The sequence below is a fragment of the Rhodococcus sp. 14C212 genome, assembly GCF_011058195.1.
Lineage (GTDB): Bacteria > Actinomycetota > Actinomycetes > Mycobacteriales > Mycobacteriaceae > Rhodococcus > Rhodococcus aetherivorans.
The window spans coordinates 13,593-28,188 of record NZ_JAALEH010000050.1 but is presented as its reverse complement, the minus strand read 5'-3'; the positions used below and the strand labels follow the sequence as shown (position 1 = coordinate 28,188).

The window sequence follows — 14,596 nt, the reverse complement described above, 5'->3', positions numbered from 1 at the left end:
CTGACGATGGGGGACCGGCAATCGGCCAGGGGCGACCCGTCCGGCACTTCCCCGGCCCCGGATTCGGCGGTGATCCGGTGTACCTCGCCGGAGCTGCACACGCGATTCCGGCCGAGAGCCCTCACGCCCACCCGCCGCCAGGCTCCCTGTGGCCACGGCGGATCTACGGGCCGGCGGGCTGCTCGATGTACCACGGCGTGATGTACTACGGCGGCGATCCCGTCGAAGTGGCGCTCGCCGTCGTGCCGGCAGTGGAGTGGTGAGGAACGAAGCCGCAGAGGACCACGGAGAAACGGGAGGGGCCCCGAACCGTTCCCGGTTCGGGGCCCCTCCCGTGGTGTCGGACTCGGGGCGACCGTCAGTGCGCCTTGCCGTCGCCGTCCGTGGTGCCGTGGACGCGCGTCTGGTACTCGCTCAGGATGGCGCGCTGCTCGACCTCGGCCTCGTGGTGCGCGGCCTCGAGTGCCGTCGCCTCCTCGGCCGGGTCCGCGCTCCACCAGCTACCCGCACCGGGCTTGCCGGCGGTGCCGAGCTTGTTCATGCGCTTCGGTACCGGAGCACCCTGGTACTCGAGCGGAATCGGGTGGCCGTGCTCGTCCACCGGGCCGAGCGGCTGGTGGATCTCGATGTACTCGCCGTGCGGCAGGCGACGGACGATGCCCGTCTCGATGCCGTGTTCGAGCACCTGACGGTCGCTGCGCTGCAGGCCCAGGCAGAACCGGTAGGTCAGGTAGTAGGCGAGCGGCGGGCCGAGCAGGATGCCGATGCGGCCGATCCACGTCATCGCGTTCAGCGAGATGTCGAACTTGTAGGCGATGATGTCGTTGATGCACATGATGGTCGCGATGGCGTAGAACGTCAGAGCCATCGCGCCGATTGCGGTCCGGACCGGCACGTCCCGCGGACGCTGCAGCAGGTTGTGGTGCGCGTCGTCCTTGGTGAACTTCTTCTCGATCCACGGGTAGGCGATGAGCACCGTGAAGACCAGGCCCATGATCACTGCGATCCAGAACACCGCGGGGATCGTGTAGCGGCCGAAGAGATAGATCTCCCATGCCGGCCAGATACGGGCCAGACCGTCCGTCCACATCATGTAGATGTCGGGCTGCGAGCCGGCGGACACCTGCGACGGGTTGTACGGTCCGATGTTCCAGACCGGGTTGATCTGCAGCAGACCGCTCATCAGCGCCAGCACTGCGAAGGTGATGGCGAAGAACGCACCGGACTTGACCGCGAACACCGGCAGGATCCGGACACCGACGACGTTCTGCTCGGTACGGCCGGGGCCGGGGAACTGGGTGTGCTTCTGGTACCAGACCAGGGCGAGGTGGGCTGCGATCAGGGCGAGGATGATGCCCGGAATCAGCAGCACGTGCGCGACGTACAGGCGCGGGATGATGAGCATGCCGGGGAAGTCGCCGCCGAAGATCAGCCAGTGCATCCAGGTGCCGATCACCGGGATGCTGATGGTGATGCCGGACAGCGCGGCGCGCAGGCCGGTGCCGGAGAGCAGGTCGTCGGGCAGCGAGTAGCCGAAGAAGCCCTCGAACATCGCCAGGATCAGCAGCAGCGAGCCGATCACCCAGTTCGCTTCACGCGGACGGCGGAACGCACCGGTGAAGAACACGCGCAGCAGGTGCACGATGATCGACGCGGCGAACATCAGCGCGGCCCAGTGGTGGATCTGCCGGACGAACAGGCCGCCGCGCACCTCGAAGGAGATGTCCAGGGTCGTCTCGTACGCACGCGACATCGTGACGCCGCGCAGGGGGGTGTAGGCGCCGTCGTAGGTGACGTGCGCGAGGGACGGATCGAAGAACAACGTCAGGTACACGCCCGAGATCAGCAGGATCACGAAGCTGTACAGGGCGATCTCACCCAGGAGGAAGGACCAGTGGGTGGGGAACACCTTGTTGATCTGACGCCGCAGCCCGGCCGCCGGGTGATAGCGCGAGTCGATGTTCTCCGCCGCGTGGGCGGCGCGGGACGGTGTTGCAGTACTCACGGGCGACGCTCCCAAAATGCCGGACCGAGAGCCTCGATGAAGTCACCGTTGGCGACGAGGAAGCCCTCTTCGTTCACTGTAATAGGCAACTGCGGCAGTGCGCGAGCAGCAGGACCGAACAGGGGCTTGCCGTACTCCAGAGCATTGAACTGCGACTGGTGGCAGGGGCACAGGATGCGGTTGGTCTGCTGTTCGTACAACGACGTCGGGCAGCCCAGGTGGGTGCAGATCTTCGAGTAGGCGAAGTAGTCGCCGTAGTTGAAGCTCTCCTGACCCTTGCGCTTGATCGCCCTCGCCGTGTCCTCGGGGCGGAGACGGATCAGCATGACGGCGTTGCGGATGCCACGCAGGCCCTCGAGGAGGGCGTGCTCGTCACCGCGGTCCGACTCGCGGAAGGGGAACACGGTGTCCATGCCGCCGGCATCGAGGTCCTCCGCGCGGACCAGGACGATGTCGTTCGGGCGTCCGGTGTCGCGGCGCAGGTAGATCGTCTCGCCCGGGTACCGGGGGGTCCAGCCCGAGACCCACAGCGGCGAGTCGTCGCCCTCGGCCCAGGGGTTCTTGATCAGACCGCCGAGCGGCATGATCAGACCGAGGCCGAGCGCGCCGCCACCGAACAGCGCCGTGCGCTTGATCAGCTTGCGACGCGGCAGCGTGGAGGTGTCCAGCGAGTCGGAGAGCTCGGCGACGATCGTCCGCCGATCGACCTCCGAAGAGACTCCGTCGTGCCGATCCTGGATCGACACCTCCTCCGGGATGAACTTCTTGGTGAACTGCACCGCGCCGACGCCGACGCCGAGGATCGCCAGACCCAGGGTCAGGCCCAGCAACGGCGTGTACAGGTTGTACAGCGTGTAGTTGTCCTCACCGGGGCCCTGGTACTCCCACGGCCAGAAGATGAAGACCGCGATGAACGCGACAGCCGACACACCCGCCAGCCCGAACCAGAAGGCGACGTTCCGTTCCGCGCGCTTCTCGGCGCGCGTCCCCGCGACGGGCCAGCGGTCCTTGCGGAACGCCACGTCCACGCCGTCGAGGTTGGTGCCGAGCGCGACGAGGTCGTCGCGGCTCATCTGATCGAGGTTCTCGATCGTGTGCTTGTTCGGCGTTTCGCCGCCACTCATGACCTTGCTCCGATCCACAGTGCCGCACCGACGACGGCGACGATCCCGACCACCCACATCGCCGGGCCCTCGGAGGCGGGGCCGAAACCGCCCAGGCCGTATCCGCCGGGGCTGTTCGTCTCGCCGGACGCCTTGACGTAGGCGATGATGTCCTGCTTCTCCTCCGGCGTGAGCTGACGATCGGAGAACTTGGGCATGTTCTGCGGACCGGTCAGCATCGCGGTGTAGATCTGCTGCTCGTTCGCCGGGTCGAGCACGGGCGCGAACTTTCCGGACGACAGCGCGCCGCCACGGCCGGTGAAGTTGTGGCACGAGGCGCAGTTCTGGCGGAACAGCTCGCTGCCGCGGGCGACGTCGTCGCCGCGCAGCGAGGACTGCGCGATTTCACCGTTCTCGTCGCGGATGAGCGTGGGGCCGCCGCCGTTGGCCTGGATGTACGCGCCGAGGGCGTCCGTCTGGGCCGCGTCGAACTTCGGCGTCTTGCGCACGGCCTGGGCCTCGTTGCGCATCATCGGCATGCGGCCGGTGGAGACCTGGAAGTACACGGCCGCCTCGCCGACACCGATCAGGCTGGGGCCGCGGTCCTGCACACCCTGCAGGTTGGCGCCGTGGCACGTGACGCAGGAGGTCTCGTAGAGCTGCTTGCCTTCGCGGATCAGGGCCGACTGGTCCTCGTTCGCCGTCGCCACCTGCGGCGCGGGAGTCAGCGCGGAGGCGAGGAAGCCGGCGCTGAGCAGGCCGAGGGCGAGCACCAGCGCACCGGTGACGCGGCGGCGCAGCTTGCGCTGACGGCGGGACTTGGCGGACGCGGCCGCGGACTGACCGGGCATGTCACCCTCGGAAGCGAGAGGTGGGGATGAACTCATCTGTATCCCTTTGGTATGTCGGGACGGACTGGACGTCAGGGGGCTGCCTGGGCGTTCAGCTGGCTAACGGATGAAATAAATCGTGGCAAACAGCGCGATCCACACGATGTCGACGAAGTGCCAGTAGTAAGAGACGACGATCGCCGCGGTGGCCTGCGCCGGCGTGAACTTGCTGACCCTCGTGCGCACGAGGAGGAACACGAAGGCGACGAGGCCGCCGATGACGTGCAGGCCGTGGAAGCCGGTCGTGATGTAGAAGACCGAACCCCACACCATGCTGGAGATCGTCACGCCCTCCGCGACCAGCTGGGTGTACTCGAAGCCCTGGCCGAGCACGAAGAACGTGCCCATGACGAGGGTGATGATGTACCACCGCCGGAGGCCGAACACATCGCCGCGTTCGGCCGCGAACACACCCATCTGGCAGGTGAAGGAGGAGGCGATCAGCACGAGGGTGACCGGCACCGCCAACGCCAGATTGAGGTGGACAGGCTCCGGCGGCCAGTTGCCGTCGGCCTGCGCCCGCGCCACGAAGTACATGGCGAAGAGCCCTGCGAAAAACATGAGCTCACTGGACAACCACACGATGGTGCCGACGCTGACCAGATTGGGCCGGTTCAGCGAGTGCACGCGCTGGGTGATTGCAGTTCCTGAAGTCCCTACTGCGCTCGTCACGTTCGCAAGTATGACTGCTCGTAGTAACTCGTGGGCAATCGGGGCCGAAATCGGCGCGTCTTCGCTGGTGGGCGCCGTGCGATCGCATTTTCCAGGGGCGGTCGTGCACCGCCCGTGGCGCGTGGGATCGTGGTGCGATGAGCAGTGGCGGAGGGGTGTGGGGCCGGGTCCGGCGAGCGTTCTCGCGCAGGCGTCCGGAGCCCCTGGATCCGGCGCGGCCGGACCTGGTGGTGGTGGTCTCGTCCTTCGACGACGTCGAGGCCTGTTCGACCGCCCTCGACCGGGGCGCGGCGACCGAACCGCCCTGGTCGCCGGAGGCGGAGGCCGTGCTGCGCCACCACCTCGAGCTGCCGGCCGATTCCGTGGAGCGGGCGATCGTCCTGGCCGCGCAGGACGGGTACGCCCCGGCGCAGCCGGCGAACCCGGCCGGGCCCGGCCTCGAGGCCGTTCTGTTGCAGCGAGTGCAGGTGCTCGATGCGCTGCACTGTTCGCAGGAGCGGTCGCGGATGGCCGGCCTGGCGCAACGGCTCGGCGGTACCGCGCTCGGGTGGGACGCCCTGCAGCCGGAGATCGGCGCTGGCTAAGCTCTTCCGGCATGCGCCGCCGACGACGGCGGCGCACCGAGGAGCGAGATGCGGCGAGGGCAGGTGCGATGAACGCTGGACGACAGGCGGATGCGGTGGCCCGGAGCTGGCCGGCGGTCCTCGGTGCGCTCACCGCCGGACGCGACCTCGCGCGTGCGGAGGCCCAGTGGGCAATGGACGAGATCATGTCCGACAACGCCACGGCCGCGCAGATCGCCGCGTTCGGCGTCGCGCTGAAGATGAAGGGTGAGACGCCCGAGGAACTGCTCGGTCTCGCCGACTCGATGCTGGGCCACGCCCGGCTGGTGCCGGTGGACGACGACGTCGTCGACATCGTGGGCACCGGCGGGGACCGGGCGAACACGGTCAACATCTCCACCATGGCGTCGCTGGTGGTGGCGGCGTGCGGCATCCGCGTCGTCAAGCACGGCAACCGGGCGGCATCGTCGAAGAGCGGTGGCGCGGACGTGCTCGAGGCGCTCGGGGTGCACATCAACCTCGGTCCCGAGGCCGTCGCGGAGTCGGTCGCCGAGGCCGGCATCGGGTTCTGCTTCGCCCCCGTCTACCACCCGGCGCTCCGGTTCGCGGCCGCACCGCGCAAGGAGATCGGTATCCCGACGGTGTTCAACGTGCTCGGGCCGCTGACCAACCCGGCCCGGCCCCGCGCCGGCCTGATCGGCTGTGCCTTCCCGGAGCTGATCGGCACGGTCGCCGGTGTCCTCGCCGAGCGGGGCAACTCGGCGCTCGTCGTGCGGGGCGACGACGGGCTGGACGAACTGACCACCTCCACGACGTCGACGGTGTACGTCGTCCGGGACGGCAGCGTGAGCACCGTGAGCCTGGACCCCACCGACCTCGGCGTCGCCCGGGTGCCGCTCGACGCGCTGCGCGGCGGCGACGCCGCCGAGAACGCCGTGATCGCGCGGGCGGTGCTTGCGGGGGAGCACGGGCCCGTGCGCGACGCGGTCCTGCTGAACGCCGCCGGGGCGATCGCCGCCTTCCGGGGGTTCGAGGGATCGCTCGCCAGTGCCCTGGCGGCGGGAATGCAGTCGGCTGCCGAGGCGCTGGACTCGGGCGCCGCGGCAGCGGTGCTCGCCCGCTGGGTCGAGGTGACCAACCGGCTCGCCGTCGCGGACTGAGCGCGACGACGAGCCGGGGCGTCCGTCCTATTCCCCGATCGAGAACCCGGCTTCGACGTCGGCGCTCGAGTACGACTGGAACGCGATGTGCGTCGCCGTCCTGGTCACGCCGTCGAGCTTGTTGATCCCGCGGGTGACCACCTCGGCGATCTCCTCGTGGTCGCGCACTCGCAGCAGCGCGATCAGGTCGATGTCGCCGGCGCACGAGTACACCTTGTCGACGCCGGCCAGGTCCGCGACCGCCTGGGCGGTCTCCGGGATGCGGTGGGCGTCGGCGTGGATCAGGACGATGGCGTGGATCATTGCTCTCCTCGGCTTCCGGGACGGACGTGCGGGCGAGCCCTCAGCGTAGGGGGTGCGCGATCGTGACCGGTTCGGCCCCGGCGCGGGCCGTTCGGGCGAGCTCACCCCACTGCGCCCACGCCCCCGCGCCGCGGAGCGGCTCGGACCAGCCCTGGGTGGTCCGGACGATGCGGACCCCGTCGTCGTGGAGCCAGCGGGCCAGCAGCCCCAGTTCCTCGACGAGCGCGCCCCGCAGTGGAGCGGTCGTCGGGCGCACGGTCTCGGCCGCGGCGGCGATCGCGTCGACGACGGGCATCGGCGGGACGCCGCGTGGAGCGACTCCCGCTGCCGCGAGCCGACCGGCCCGGATCACCGCGAACTCCCAGCCGCCTTCGGCGCGCCGGCGGGCGGCGATCAGCTCGTCCACCGCCGCGAGGGCGGCCAGGCGCTGCGTCCGGCGAAGCGCGAGCACGGCGTCGGCCGCCCGGTCCCGCAGCCGCGCCGCGCTCTCGAACAGTTCGGCGGCGCCGAGATGTTCGATGCGCTCGCGCATCCGATGCAGCGGCGTGTCGTCCTCCCCGCGCAGCAGTGCCCGGGCGAGGTCCACCTGCCGCGCGTACTCGACGGGGGTCTGCAGCCCGGCCGCGGCGGCGGCGCAGGCCCCCACGGCCTCCGGAGGGCAGCGCTCGCCGTGCCGTTTCGAGCGGGGGATGCGGCGGGTGCAGGTCCGCAGCAGGCAGAACTCGGCGACGGTGGTGGCGACGGCGACGGCGTCGGCCCGCGACGAGAACGGGCCGACGGCGTCGGTGGTGCCACCACCGGTCGGGGGCGGGGCCGCCGTGGTGGGTGTGCGGACAACGGACAGCCGGGGGAACGCCTCGTCCGTGAGGGTGATCCACCAGCCCCGGGTGGGGAACTTGGAGCGACGGTTGTAGGGCGGGGCGTGCGCGGCGAGCAGTCGCAGCTCCCGCACCCCGGCCTCGAGGGCGTGGGCGCACTCCACGTGATCGATCCGCGTGGTGAGCGCCACCATCTCCTTCAGGCGGGGCCGGGTCTCGGAACCGGTGAAGTAGTTGCGCACGCGCCGGCGCAGGTCGACCGCGGTACCGATGTACAGCACCTCGTCCGAGGGTCCGCGGAACAGGTACACGCCGGGCCGCCGCGGCAGATGCGCCGCGAGGGACCGTTTGGCGCGTTGCTCGGCGGTGACGGCCGGCAGATAGTCCCGCAGTTCGGTGAGGCTGTGGACCCCCTGGTTGCCCACGCGGTCGATGAGGGCGTGCAGGACGTCGACGGTTGCCCGCGCGTCGTCGAGGGCGCGGTGCGTGGGCGTGGTGGACACCCGGAACAGCTCGGCGAGCGCGGACAGCCGCACGGACGGTGCCTCGTCCCGGCCGAGGACGCGGCGCGCGAGCTTGACCGTGCACAGCACCTGGAAGCGGGGCCACGCGACCTCGGACCGGGACGCCGCGGCCCGCAGGAAGCCGACGTCGAAGCCCGCGTTGTGCGCGACGAGTACGGATCCGGCGGCGAACTCGAGGAACGACGGCAGGACCTGCTCGATTCGAGGCGCGGCACGGACCATGGCGGTGGTGATGCCGGTGAGCTGCACGATGTTCGGGGGGATCGATCGGCCCGGGTCGACGAGCGTGGCGAACTCGCCGAGCACCTCGCCACCGCGGATCTTGACCGCCCCGATCTCTGTGATCGCATCGTCCGTGGAACTGCCTCCGGTGGTCTCGAGATCGACGACGACGAAGGTGGTCTCCCGCAGTGGCGTGTCCAATTCGTCGAAACCGAGCTGGATCCCGACGGCGGGCTCGGTTCGGTGGGGCACGGTCACGACGTCAGGGTAGGGGGCGGGTCCGACACCCCCCGGGAACGGGGCGCAGACACCCGGAACGGTCCGGGGAGACGAGGATCACACCGTCTGTCGGCCGTCCGGGTGTGGGCGGCGGCGCGAGGGGGTATCGATACCGCAACGCGAGGGGATGCGCCGCCCCGCCCGACGGCTTCTCGGATCGTCGCTGTGGTCGCGATCACCGTTCCGACCTGCGACAACGCGACGGGTTCCAGGCGCCGGCCGCCGGAGGCGCCGCGAGCAACTGCGGACGTGCCCCCTCGCGAACCGACTGTTATGTTTCCGTGATCGAACGGACCGGGCCGTCGGACCCGAATCGGACAATTCAGCCAATCTGCGGCGTTCCCGGCGCGGAAGGTCGACATCCTCCGATGCGATTTCGTAATCTTTTCGAGACCAAGCGGTGAGGATGTCGAACCAGCAGAGGGGAGACGCCGCTCGGTCACCGCCTAATCGGCGCACCCGCAGCGGGTGCCCGAGCCGGGGACCCACTGTCCTCTGGGGTGAATCCCCTCCGACCGCGCCAGCGGAACGAGGGGTAGGGCTGATCTTCCCAGCCCGAACCCGTCAGCTAACTCGGTCGGCGGACGAACGGAAGAAATGGAGCAACCCCCTCGTGGCGTCTCAGATTTCCAAGCGCACCGTGCGGCGCGCCGTCGTCGCCGGTGCCCTCGCTCTCGGCGCGGTCACTGTTTCGGCGGGTCCCGCCCTCGCGGAACCGATCACCGTTCCCGGCGTCGGCTCGTTCGAGCTGCCGGCCGGCGTGACCCTCCCGCCGGAGGTCACCAACCTCGTCCCGCCGGCCCCGCAGGGTGCCGCGCCGGCGCCGGCCGCGCCCTTCAGCGCGCCGGTCACCTCGGTCGCACAGCGCGCCGTGGACGCTGCCCACACCAAGCTCGGCGCCCCGTACGTCTACGGCGCCGCGGGCCCGGACGCGTTCGACTGCTCCGGCCTGGTGCAGTGGGCCTACAAGCAGGCCGGCCTGAACCTGCCGCGCACCAGCTACGACCAGGCCGCCGCCGGTCGTGCCGTGGACGTCTCGGCGCTGCAGCCCGGCGACGTCGTGTCCTTCTACGGCGGCAGCCACTCCGGCATCTACATCGGCAACGGCAATGTCATCCACGCGTCGACCTCGGGTCAGCCCGTGAAGGTCGCCCCGGTGAGCTCGATGCCGATGGACGGCGCCCGTCGCTACTGAGCGACGACTCGACGACTGCCACGCAGTGGCGCAGCGGGGGCGGACCGGTCGATGCCGGGCCGCCCCCGCCGGTATTCCGGGGGTTCGATTACCCGGCGCTGCGTGACCTACCGGTGGGTAGACACGAACCAATGCCCTTCCGTAACCTGATCGAGATTTTTCGGGTAACGGGCGCGCAATGTCGAACGAAAGGACCTGGTCCCGTGGTGGTGGACAGGACGAAACGGTCGCTTCGGGCGCTGGTGGCAATCGGGGTGCTGCTGACGGTGGCGTTCGCGGCCGCCCCGGCCGGAGCCGATCCGGTGGGGGAGAGCCCCACCGTCGCCCTGGAGCGGCTCGCCGAGCTCTCACGCAAGTCCGAGCAGACCACCGAGGCGCTGCACAACGCCGGAATCGACCTCGACGCGAAGGTCGAGGCCCAGCGCGCCGCCGATGCGGCTCTGGCCCGCGACCGCGAGGCGCTGGACGCCGCGGAAGCAGAACTCGCGGTCTTCCGGCCGACCGTGGACAAGCTCGCCGTCGCCAATTACCGCGGTGCCCGCACCAACCGGCTGTTCGCCCTGATGGTCAGCGACTCGCCCCAGCAGCTGCTCGACCAGATGTCGGCGCTCGACGTCATCGCCCAGGACACTGCCGATCAGGTCGCCGGATTCCGCACCGCGTCGTCGGCCGCCGCGGAGGCCGCGCTGGCGTCCCAGCGCTCGGTCGACGAGGCGCGTGCCGCGGCCGAGCAGGCTCAGGTCGTGCGCGACGATCTGCAGCGGCAGCAGAGTGAGCTCGAGGCCCGGATCGACGAGGTGCTCGCCGCCTTCGCCGACCTGAGCGCCGAGGAGAAGGCCACACTGGCCGGCGCGCCGTTCCCGCCGGGATTCGACGCCGAGAAGATCCTGTCGGGCCTCGCCCCCGGTAGTGGGAGCGGTGCCCTGCAGGCCGGCATGACCCGGATCGGCAGTCCCTACAGCTGGGGCGCCACCGGTCCCTCCCAGTTCGACTGCTCCGGCCTCGTGGTGTGGGCCTACAAGCAGATCGGCAAGAACCTGCCGCGCTCGAGCCAGGCCCAGGCCCAGGGCGGCACCCCTGTCCCGCGCGACCAGCTCCAGCCCGGCGACGTCGTGACCTTCTACGACGACGCCTCGCACGTGGGGCTGTACGCGGGCAACGGCAACGTCCTGCACGCCTCCACGTACGGCGTGCCCGTCAAGGTCGCCCCGATGGACAGGATGCCGTTCCACAACGCCCGCCGCTACTGACGGCCGTCGCGCTGCCACCCCCACGGCGCCGGTGTGCGCGCGCCCTACACTGGCCGCCGTGCCCGCGCCCGATTCGTCCCGCCGTCCCCCCGGCAGCCGCCGGTGGGAGCGGCTCGGCGTTGCGGGACTGATCGTCGCGGTCGTGGCCGTCGGACTCTCGCTCGCGTTCACGCCCGGCGACGACCCGGCCGAACCGGCGTCGCGCACGGCCGTGCAGGGGCTGCTCGATACATGGTCGCGGGCCGTGCGCTCCGCCGACCGGGCGGCGTTGGCGGCCCTCGTGGACCCGCAGGCCCGCCCGGGACTGCTCGATGCGGAGGTGCGGCGGGCCGAGGCCCTCGCCGCGTTGCCGCTGGCGGACTTCGGTTACGAACTCGGCCAGGACCCCGGGACCGACGTGACCGACGACGTCGGGGCCCGCCTCGGCGCCGACGAGGCCCGCGCCCACACCGTCCTTCTGCGCTACGCCGTCGAGGGCATCGACGACGAACCGACGCGCAAGCCCGTCACGCTGCTCCTCGCCCGCCGGGGTGAACAGTGGCGCCTCGTCGACGACCGCCCGCTGCCGGGCGCGGAGACCACCACCTGGCGGGGGCCGTGGGACTACGGACCGCTGCTGGTCCGGGCCGTGGACACCGGAGCCGGGGGGCGGTCCCTCGTCGTCGGACACCCCGAGCACTCGTCCCTCGTCTCGGACATCGCCGGCGAACTCGAGGCCGCGGTCGAGGCCGTGGACGGAGCGTGGGGAACCGAGTGGCCCCGCCGCGCCCTCGTGCTCGTCACCGCCTCGCACGACGAGTTCACCGCCCAGGTCGGCAGCCGCTACAACGGCGCGGAGATCGCCGCCGTCGCCGTGTCCGACGCTGTCGACCACGAGCGCGGTGAGACCACCGGCCAGCGCATCGTCTTCAGCCCCGCCGCCGAGCAGCGGCTGGACGCGGCGGGCCTGCGGGCGATCCTGCGCCACGAACTGACCCACGTCGCGGCCCGCACCGACACCGTAGACGGATCCCCGTTGTGGATCCTCGAGGGCTACGCCGACTACGTGGGCTACCGCAACGCCGACGATGCCCTCGGCACGATCGCGCCCACCCTCGCCGCCGCCGTCGCCGAGCGCGGGGCGCCCACCGCGCTGCCCGCGGACGCCGACTTCGCCGGCGACGGTGCGCGTCTGGCCTACGAGAGCGCGTGGTCGATTGCGACGTTCGTCGCCGAGGAGTTCGGCGGCGATCGTCTCACCGCCCTGTACCGGCGGCTCGCCGCCGGGCCTGTCGACGCCGCGGAACTCGACGCCGCCCTCGGCGACGTGCTCGGCTCGGATGCGGAACAACTCGTCGTCCGATGGCGGACCTGGCTCGAGGCGCAGGTGGCGGCCCGCGTCCGCTGACCCGGCGTCGGCGTCCGCCGCGGTACCGCCTACGGTGAGCGCATGTCCCGAACGCTGCTGGTCACCAACGACTTTCCGCCCCGGCCCGGGGGGATCCAGTCCTACTTGCAGGCGTTCGCGTCCCAGTTGCCCCCGGACGAGCTCGTCGTGTACGCCCCGCGATGGCGCGGCGACAGCCACGTGAAGTTCGACGCCCGGCAACCCTTCGAAGTTGTCCGCCACCCCACGACCCTGATGCTGCCGACCCCCGCAGTGGCGCGGCGGGCCACCCGGCTGATGGCCGGCCGAGCCTGCGAGAACGTGTGGTTCGGCGCCGCGGCGCCGCTCGCCCTGCTCGCGCCCGTGCTGCGCCGAGCCGGCGCCCGCCGGATCCTGGCCAGCACCCACGGGCACGAGGTGGGCTGGTCGATGGTGCCCGCCGGGCGGCAGGCGCTGCGCCGCATCGGTGACCACACCGACGCCGTCACCTACGTCAGCCGATACACCCGCGGTCGATTCGCCTCGGCGTTCGGGCCCGGCGCGGGTCTCGAGCATCTGCCGTCCGGCGTGGACACCGAGGTGTTCCGGCCGGACCCCGCCGCTCGCGCGGAACTGCGCGCCCGGTACGGGCTCGGTGACCGGCCCACGGTGCTGTGCCTGTCCCGGCTCGTGCCCCGCAAGGGCCAGGACATGCTCATCCGTGCGCTGCCGGAGATCCGCCGCCGCGTCGACGGGGCGGTGCTCGTGATCGTCGGCGGCGGCCCGTACCACGACCACCTCCGGGCTCTGGTTCGCGCGGTAGGGGTCGAAGACCATGTCGTGATCACCGGCGGGGTACCGGCTGCCGAACTCGCCGCCCACCACACCGTCGCGGACGTGTTCGCGATGCCGTGCCGTACCCGCGGCGCCGGCCTCGACGTCGAGGGTCTCGGGATCGTCTACCTCGAAGCGTCCGCCACCGGGGTGCCCGTGGTGGCGGGCCGGTCCGGCGGTGCGCCGGAGACCGTACGCGAAGGGGAGACGGGGATCGTCGTCGACGGCACGTCGGTCGCGGCGGTCGCGGGCGCGGTCGCCGACATTCTCACCGACCGCGACCGGGCGGCAGCGATGGGCGCGGCGGGCCGCGCCTGGGTCGGCACCGAATGGCGGTGGGACGTGCTCGGTGCGAAACTTCGGCGCCTGCTGGCCTGACGTTCCGGCCGGCTCCCGTGCCGACCGACCCGCACCCCTGGACGAGCCGGAACGGGCGGTGTGTGAAGCTTTCCCCGTGAGCAGCATTCAGGTGGCCGATCAGACCTTCGTAGCCGCGGCACCGCGGCAGATCGCGGCCGAGATCGCCGAGCCCCGCCGCTGGCGTTCGTGGTGGCCCGACCTGGCCTTGACGGTCCGCGAGGACCGGGCCGACAAGGGCATCCGATGGTCGGTCGCCGGCGCGCTGAACGGCACGATGGAGGTCTGGCTCGAGCCGATGCTCGACGGCGCGATCGTGCACTACTTCCTGCACTGCGAACCGACCGGGGTACCGCCGGAGCGGGTGGGCGAACTCGACCTCGCCACGATGAACCACCGGCGTCGCGTCGCCGGCAAGGCCATGACCTTCGACGTCAAGCGGCGGCTCGACGCCGGACGCGCCGCCGGCGAACCGCCCCGGGACGGAAATCCCTGATCCGACGCCCGTGCACCTGCGGGCGGCGAGCCCCCACCGGAACTACTACGGTGTGAGAGACAACGGTTCCCGCATGTGCCGACCGGTGGGACGGACGGCGGGGCCAGAGGGAAAGGAAGCGTTCGTCGCATGGCCGAGAAGACCAAGAGGTCGATCACCATCGATGCTCCGTCCGATCGGGTGATGGCCGTGATCGCCGACTTCGACGCGTACCCCGCCTGGGTGTCGGCGGCGAAGTCCGTGGAAGTGCTCGCCGTCGAGTCCGGTGGACGCGCGGAGCGGGTCCGGTTCGTGCTCGACGCGGGGGTGGTGCGCGACACGTACGAGCTGGTCTATCAGTGGGCCTCGGACGGCCGGTCGGTCAGCTGGGAGCTCGTCGCGGGCGAGATCCAGAAGGCCCAGTTCGGCTCCTACATCCTGACCGAAGGGCCGGAGGGTGGCACCACCGTGTACTACGAGCTGACGGTGGACCTGACCATCCCGATGATCGGACTGTTCAAACGCAAGGCCGAGAAGGTAATCACCGACACCGCGCTGAAGGAACTCAAGAAGCGGGTGGAAGGCTGAGCGGGCACGCCGG

General features: G+C 70.9%; 14 protein-coding genes and 1 riboswitch. Of the genes, 8 read left to right on the top strand and 6 right to left on the bottom strand.

Translation table 11 applies throughout. The features are described from left to right. Positions 1-358: 358 nt before the first annotated feature. From G6038_RS19865 to G6038_RS19850, 4 genes are all read right to left on the bottom strand, one after another. On the bottom strand, positions 359-2,005 hold the full coding sequence (locus G6038_RS19865) for a cytochrome bc complex cytochrome b subunit (RefSeq protein WP_100057741.1): 1,647 nt from the start codon (positions 2,003-2,005) through the stop codon (positions 359-361). Next, on the bottom strand, positions 2,002-3,129 hold the full coding sequence (locus G6038_RS19860) for a ubiquinol-cytochrome c reductase iron-sulfur subunit (RefSeq protein ID WP_165039498.1): 1,128 nt from the start codon (positions 3,127-3,129) through the stop codon (positions 2,002-2,004). Before G6038_RS19860 ends, G6038_RS19865 begins: the two co-directional genes overlap by 4 nt. After that, positions 3,126-3,959, bottom strand: a complete 834-nt coding sequence (locus G6038_RS19855) for a cytochrome c (RefSeq protein ID WP_165039497.1) — start codon at positions 3,957-3,959, stop codon at positions 3,126-3,128. The genes G6038_RS19860 and G6038_RS19855 overlap by 4 nt, the downstream gene beginning before the upstream one ends. Before the next feature lie 99 nt (positions 3,960-4,058). Beyond that, positions 4,059-4,670, bottom strand: a complete 612-nt coding sequence (locus G6038_RS19850) for a heme-copper oxidase subunit III (RefSeq protein ID WP_165039496.1) — start codon at positions 4,668-4,670, stop codon at positions 4,059-4,061. Positions 4,671-4,807: 137 nt separating this feature from the next. Here G6038_RS19850 and G6038_RS19845 point away from each other — a divergent pair, with 137 nt between their 5' ends. Together G6038_RS19845 and trpD are read left to right on the top strand one after the other, a co-directional pair. After that, a complete protein-coding gene (locus G6038_RS19845; protein ID WP_165039495.1) occupies positions 4,808-5,254 on the top strand; it encodes a hypothetical protein in 447 nt (148 codons plus the stop codon). 68 nt (positions 5,255-5,322) lie between these two features. Further along, positions 5,323-6,393, top strand: a complete 1,071-nt coding sequence (trpD, locus tag G6038_RS19840; protein ID WP_206025221.1) for an anthranilate phosphoribosyltransferase — start codon at positions 5,323-5,325, stop codon at positions 6,391-6,393. A 27-nt stretch (positions 6,394-6,420) separates the two neighbouring features. Here trpD and G6038_RS19835 read toward each other — a convergent pair whose 3' ends face one another. After that, entirely contained in the window at positions 6,421-6,696 is a 276-nt protein-coding gene (locus tag G6038_RS19835; RefSeq protein WP_006932084.1) for an Lrp/AsnC ligand binding domain-containing protein, read from the bottom strand. Positions 6,697-6,736: 40 nt separating this feature from the next. Next, the gene (locus tag G6038_RS19830) at positions 6,737-8,518 is read right to left on the bottom strand and encodes a DEDD exonuclease domain-containing protein (protein ID WP_165039494.1); all 1,782 of its coding nucleotides are present in this window, start codon (positions 8,516-8,518) and stop codon (positions 6,737-6,739) included. Between the two features lie 454 nt (positions 8,519-8,972). After that, positions 8,973-9,138, top strand: a riboswitch (cyclic di-AMP (ydaO/yuaA leader). A gap of 14 nt (positions 9,139-9,152) precedes the next feature. On the opposite strand from G6038_RS19830, the gene G6038_RS19825 reads away from it, so the two are divergent. The 6 genes from G6038_RS19825 (at position 9,153) to G6038_RS19800 (ending at position 14,583) form a co-directional block, all read left to right on the top strand. Next, a complete protein-coding gene (locus tag G6038_RS19825; protein ID WP_165039493.1) occupies positions 9,153-9,734 on the top strand; it encodes a C40 family peptidase in 582 nt (193 codons plus the stop codon). 203 nt (positions 9,735-9,937) lie between these two features. Beyond that, a complete protein-coding gene (locus G6038_RS19820) occupies positions 9,938-10,984 on the top strand; it encodes a C40 family peptidase (RefSeq protein ID WP_165039492.1) in 1,047 nt (348 codons plus the stop codon). Between the two features lie 58 nt (positions 10,985-11,042). Beyond that, positions 11,043-12,371, top strand: a complete 1,329-nt coding sequence (locus tag G6038_RS19815) for a DUF4157 domain-containing protein (RefSeq protein ID WP_346772864.1) — start codon at positions 11,043-11,045, stop codon at positions 12,369-12,371. A gap of 42 nt (positions 12,372-12,413) precedes the next feature. Beyond that, positions 12,414-13,541, top strand: a complete 1,128-nt coding sequence (locus G6038_RS19810) for a glycosyltransferase family 4 protein (RefSeq protein ID WP_165039491.1) — start codon at positions 12,414-12,416, stop codon at positions 13,539-13,541. Positions 13,542-13,617: 76 nt separating this feature from the next. Further along, complete coding sequence (locus G6038_RS19805; protein ID WP_165039490.1) at positions 13,618-14,016, top strand: polyketide cyclase / dehydrase and lipid transport; 399 nt, start codon at positions 13,618-13,620, stop codon at positions 14,014-14,016. Positions 14,017-14,145: 129 nt separating this feature from the next. Continuing rightward, positions 14,146-14,583, top strand: a complete 438-nt coding sequence (locus G6038_RS19800) for an SRPBCC family protein (RefSeq protein ID WP_165039489.1) — start codon at positions 14,146-14,148, stop codon at positions 14,581-14,583. Positions 14,584-14,596: the final 13 nt, after the last annotated feature.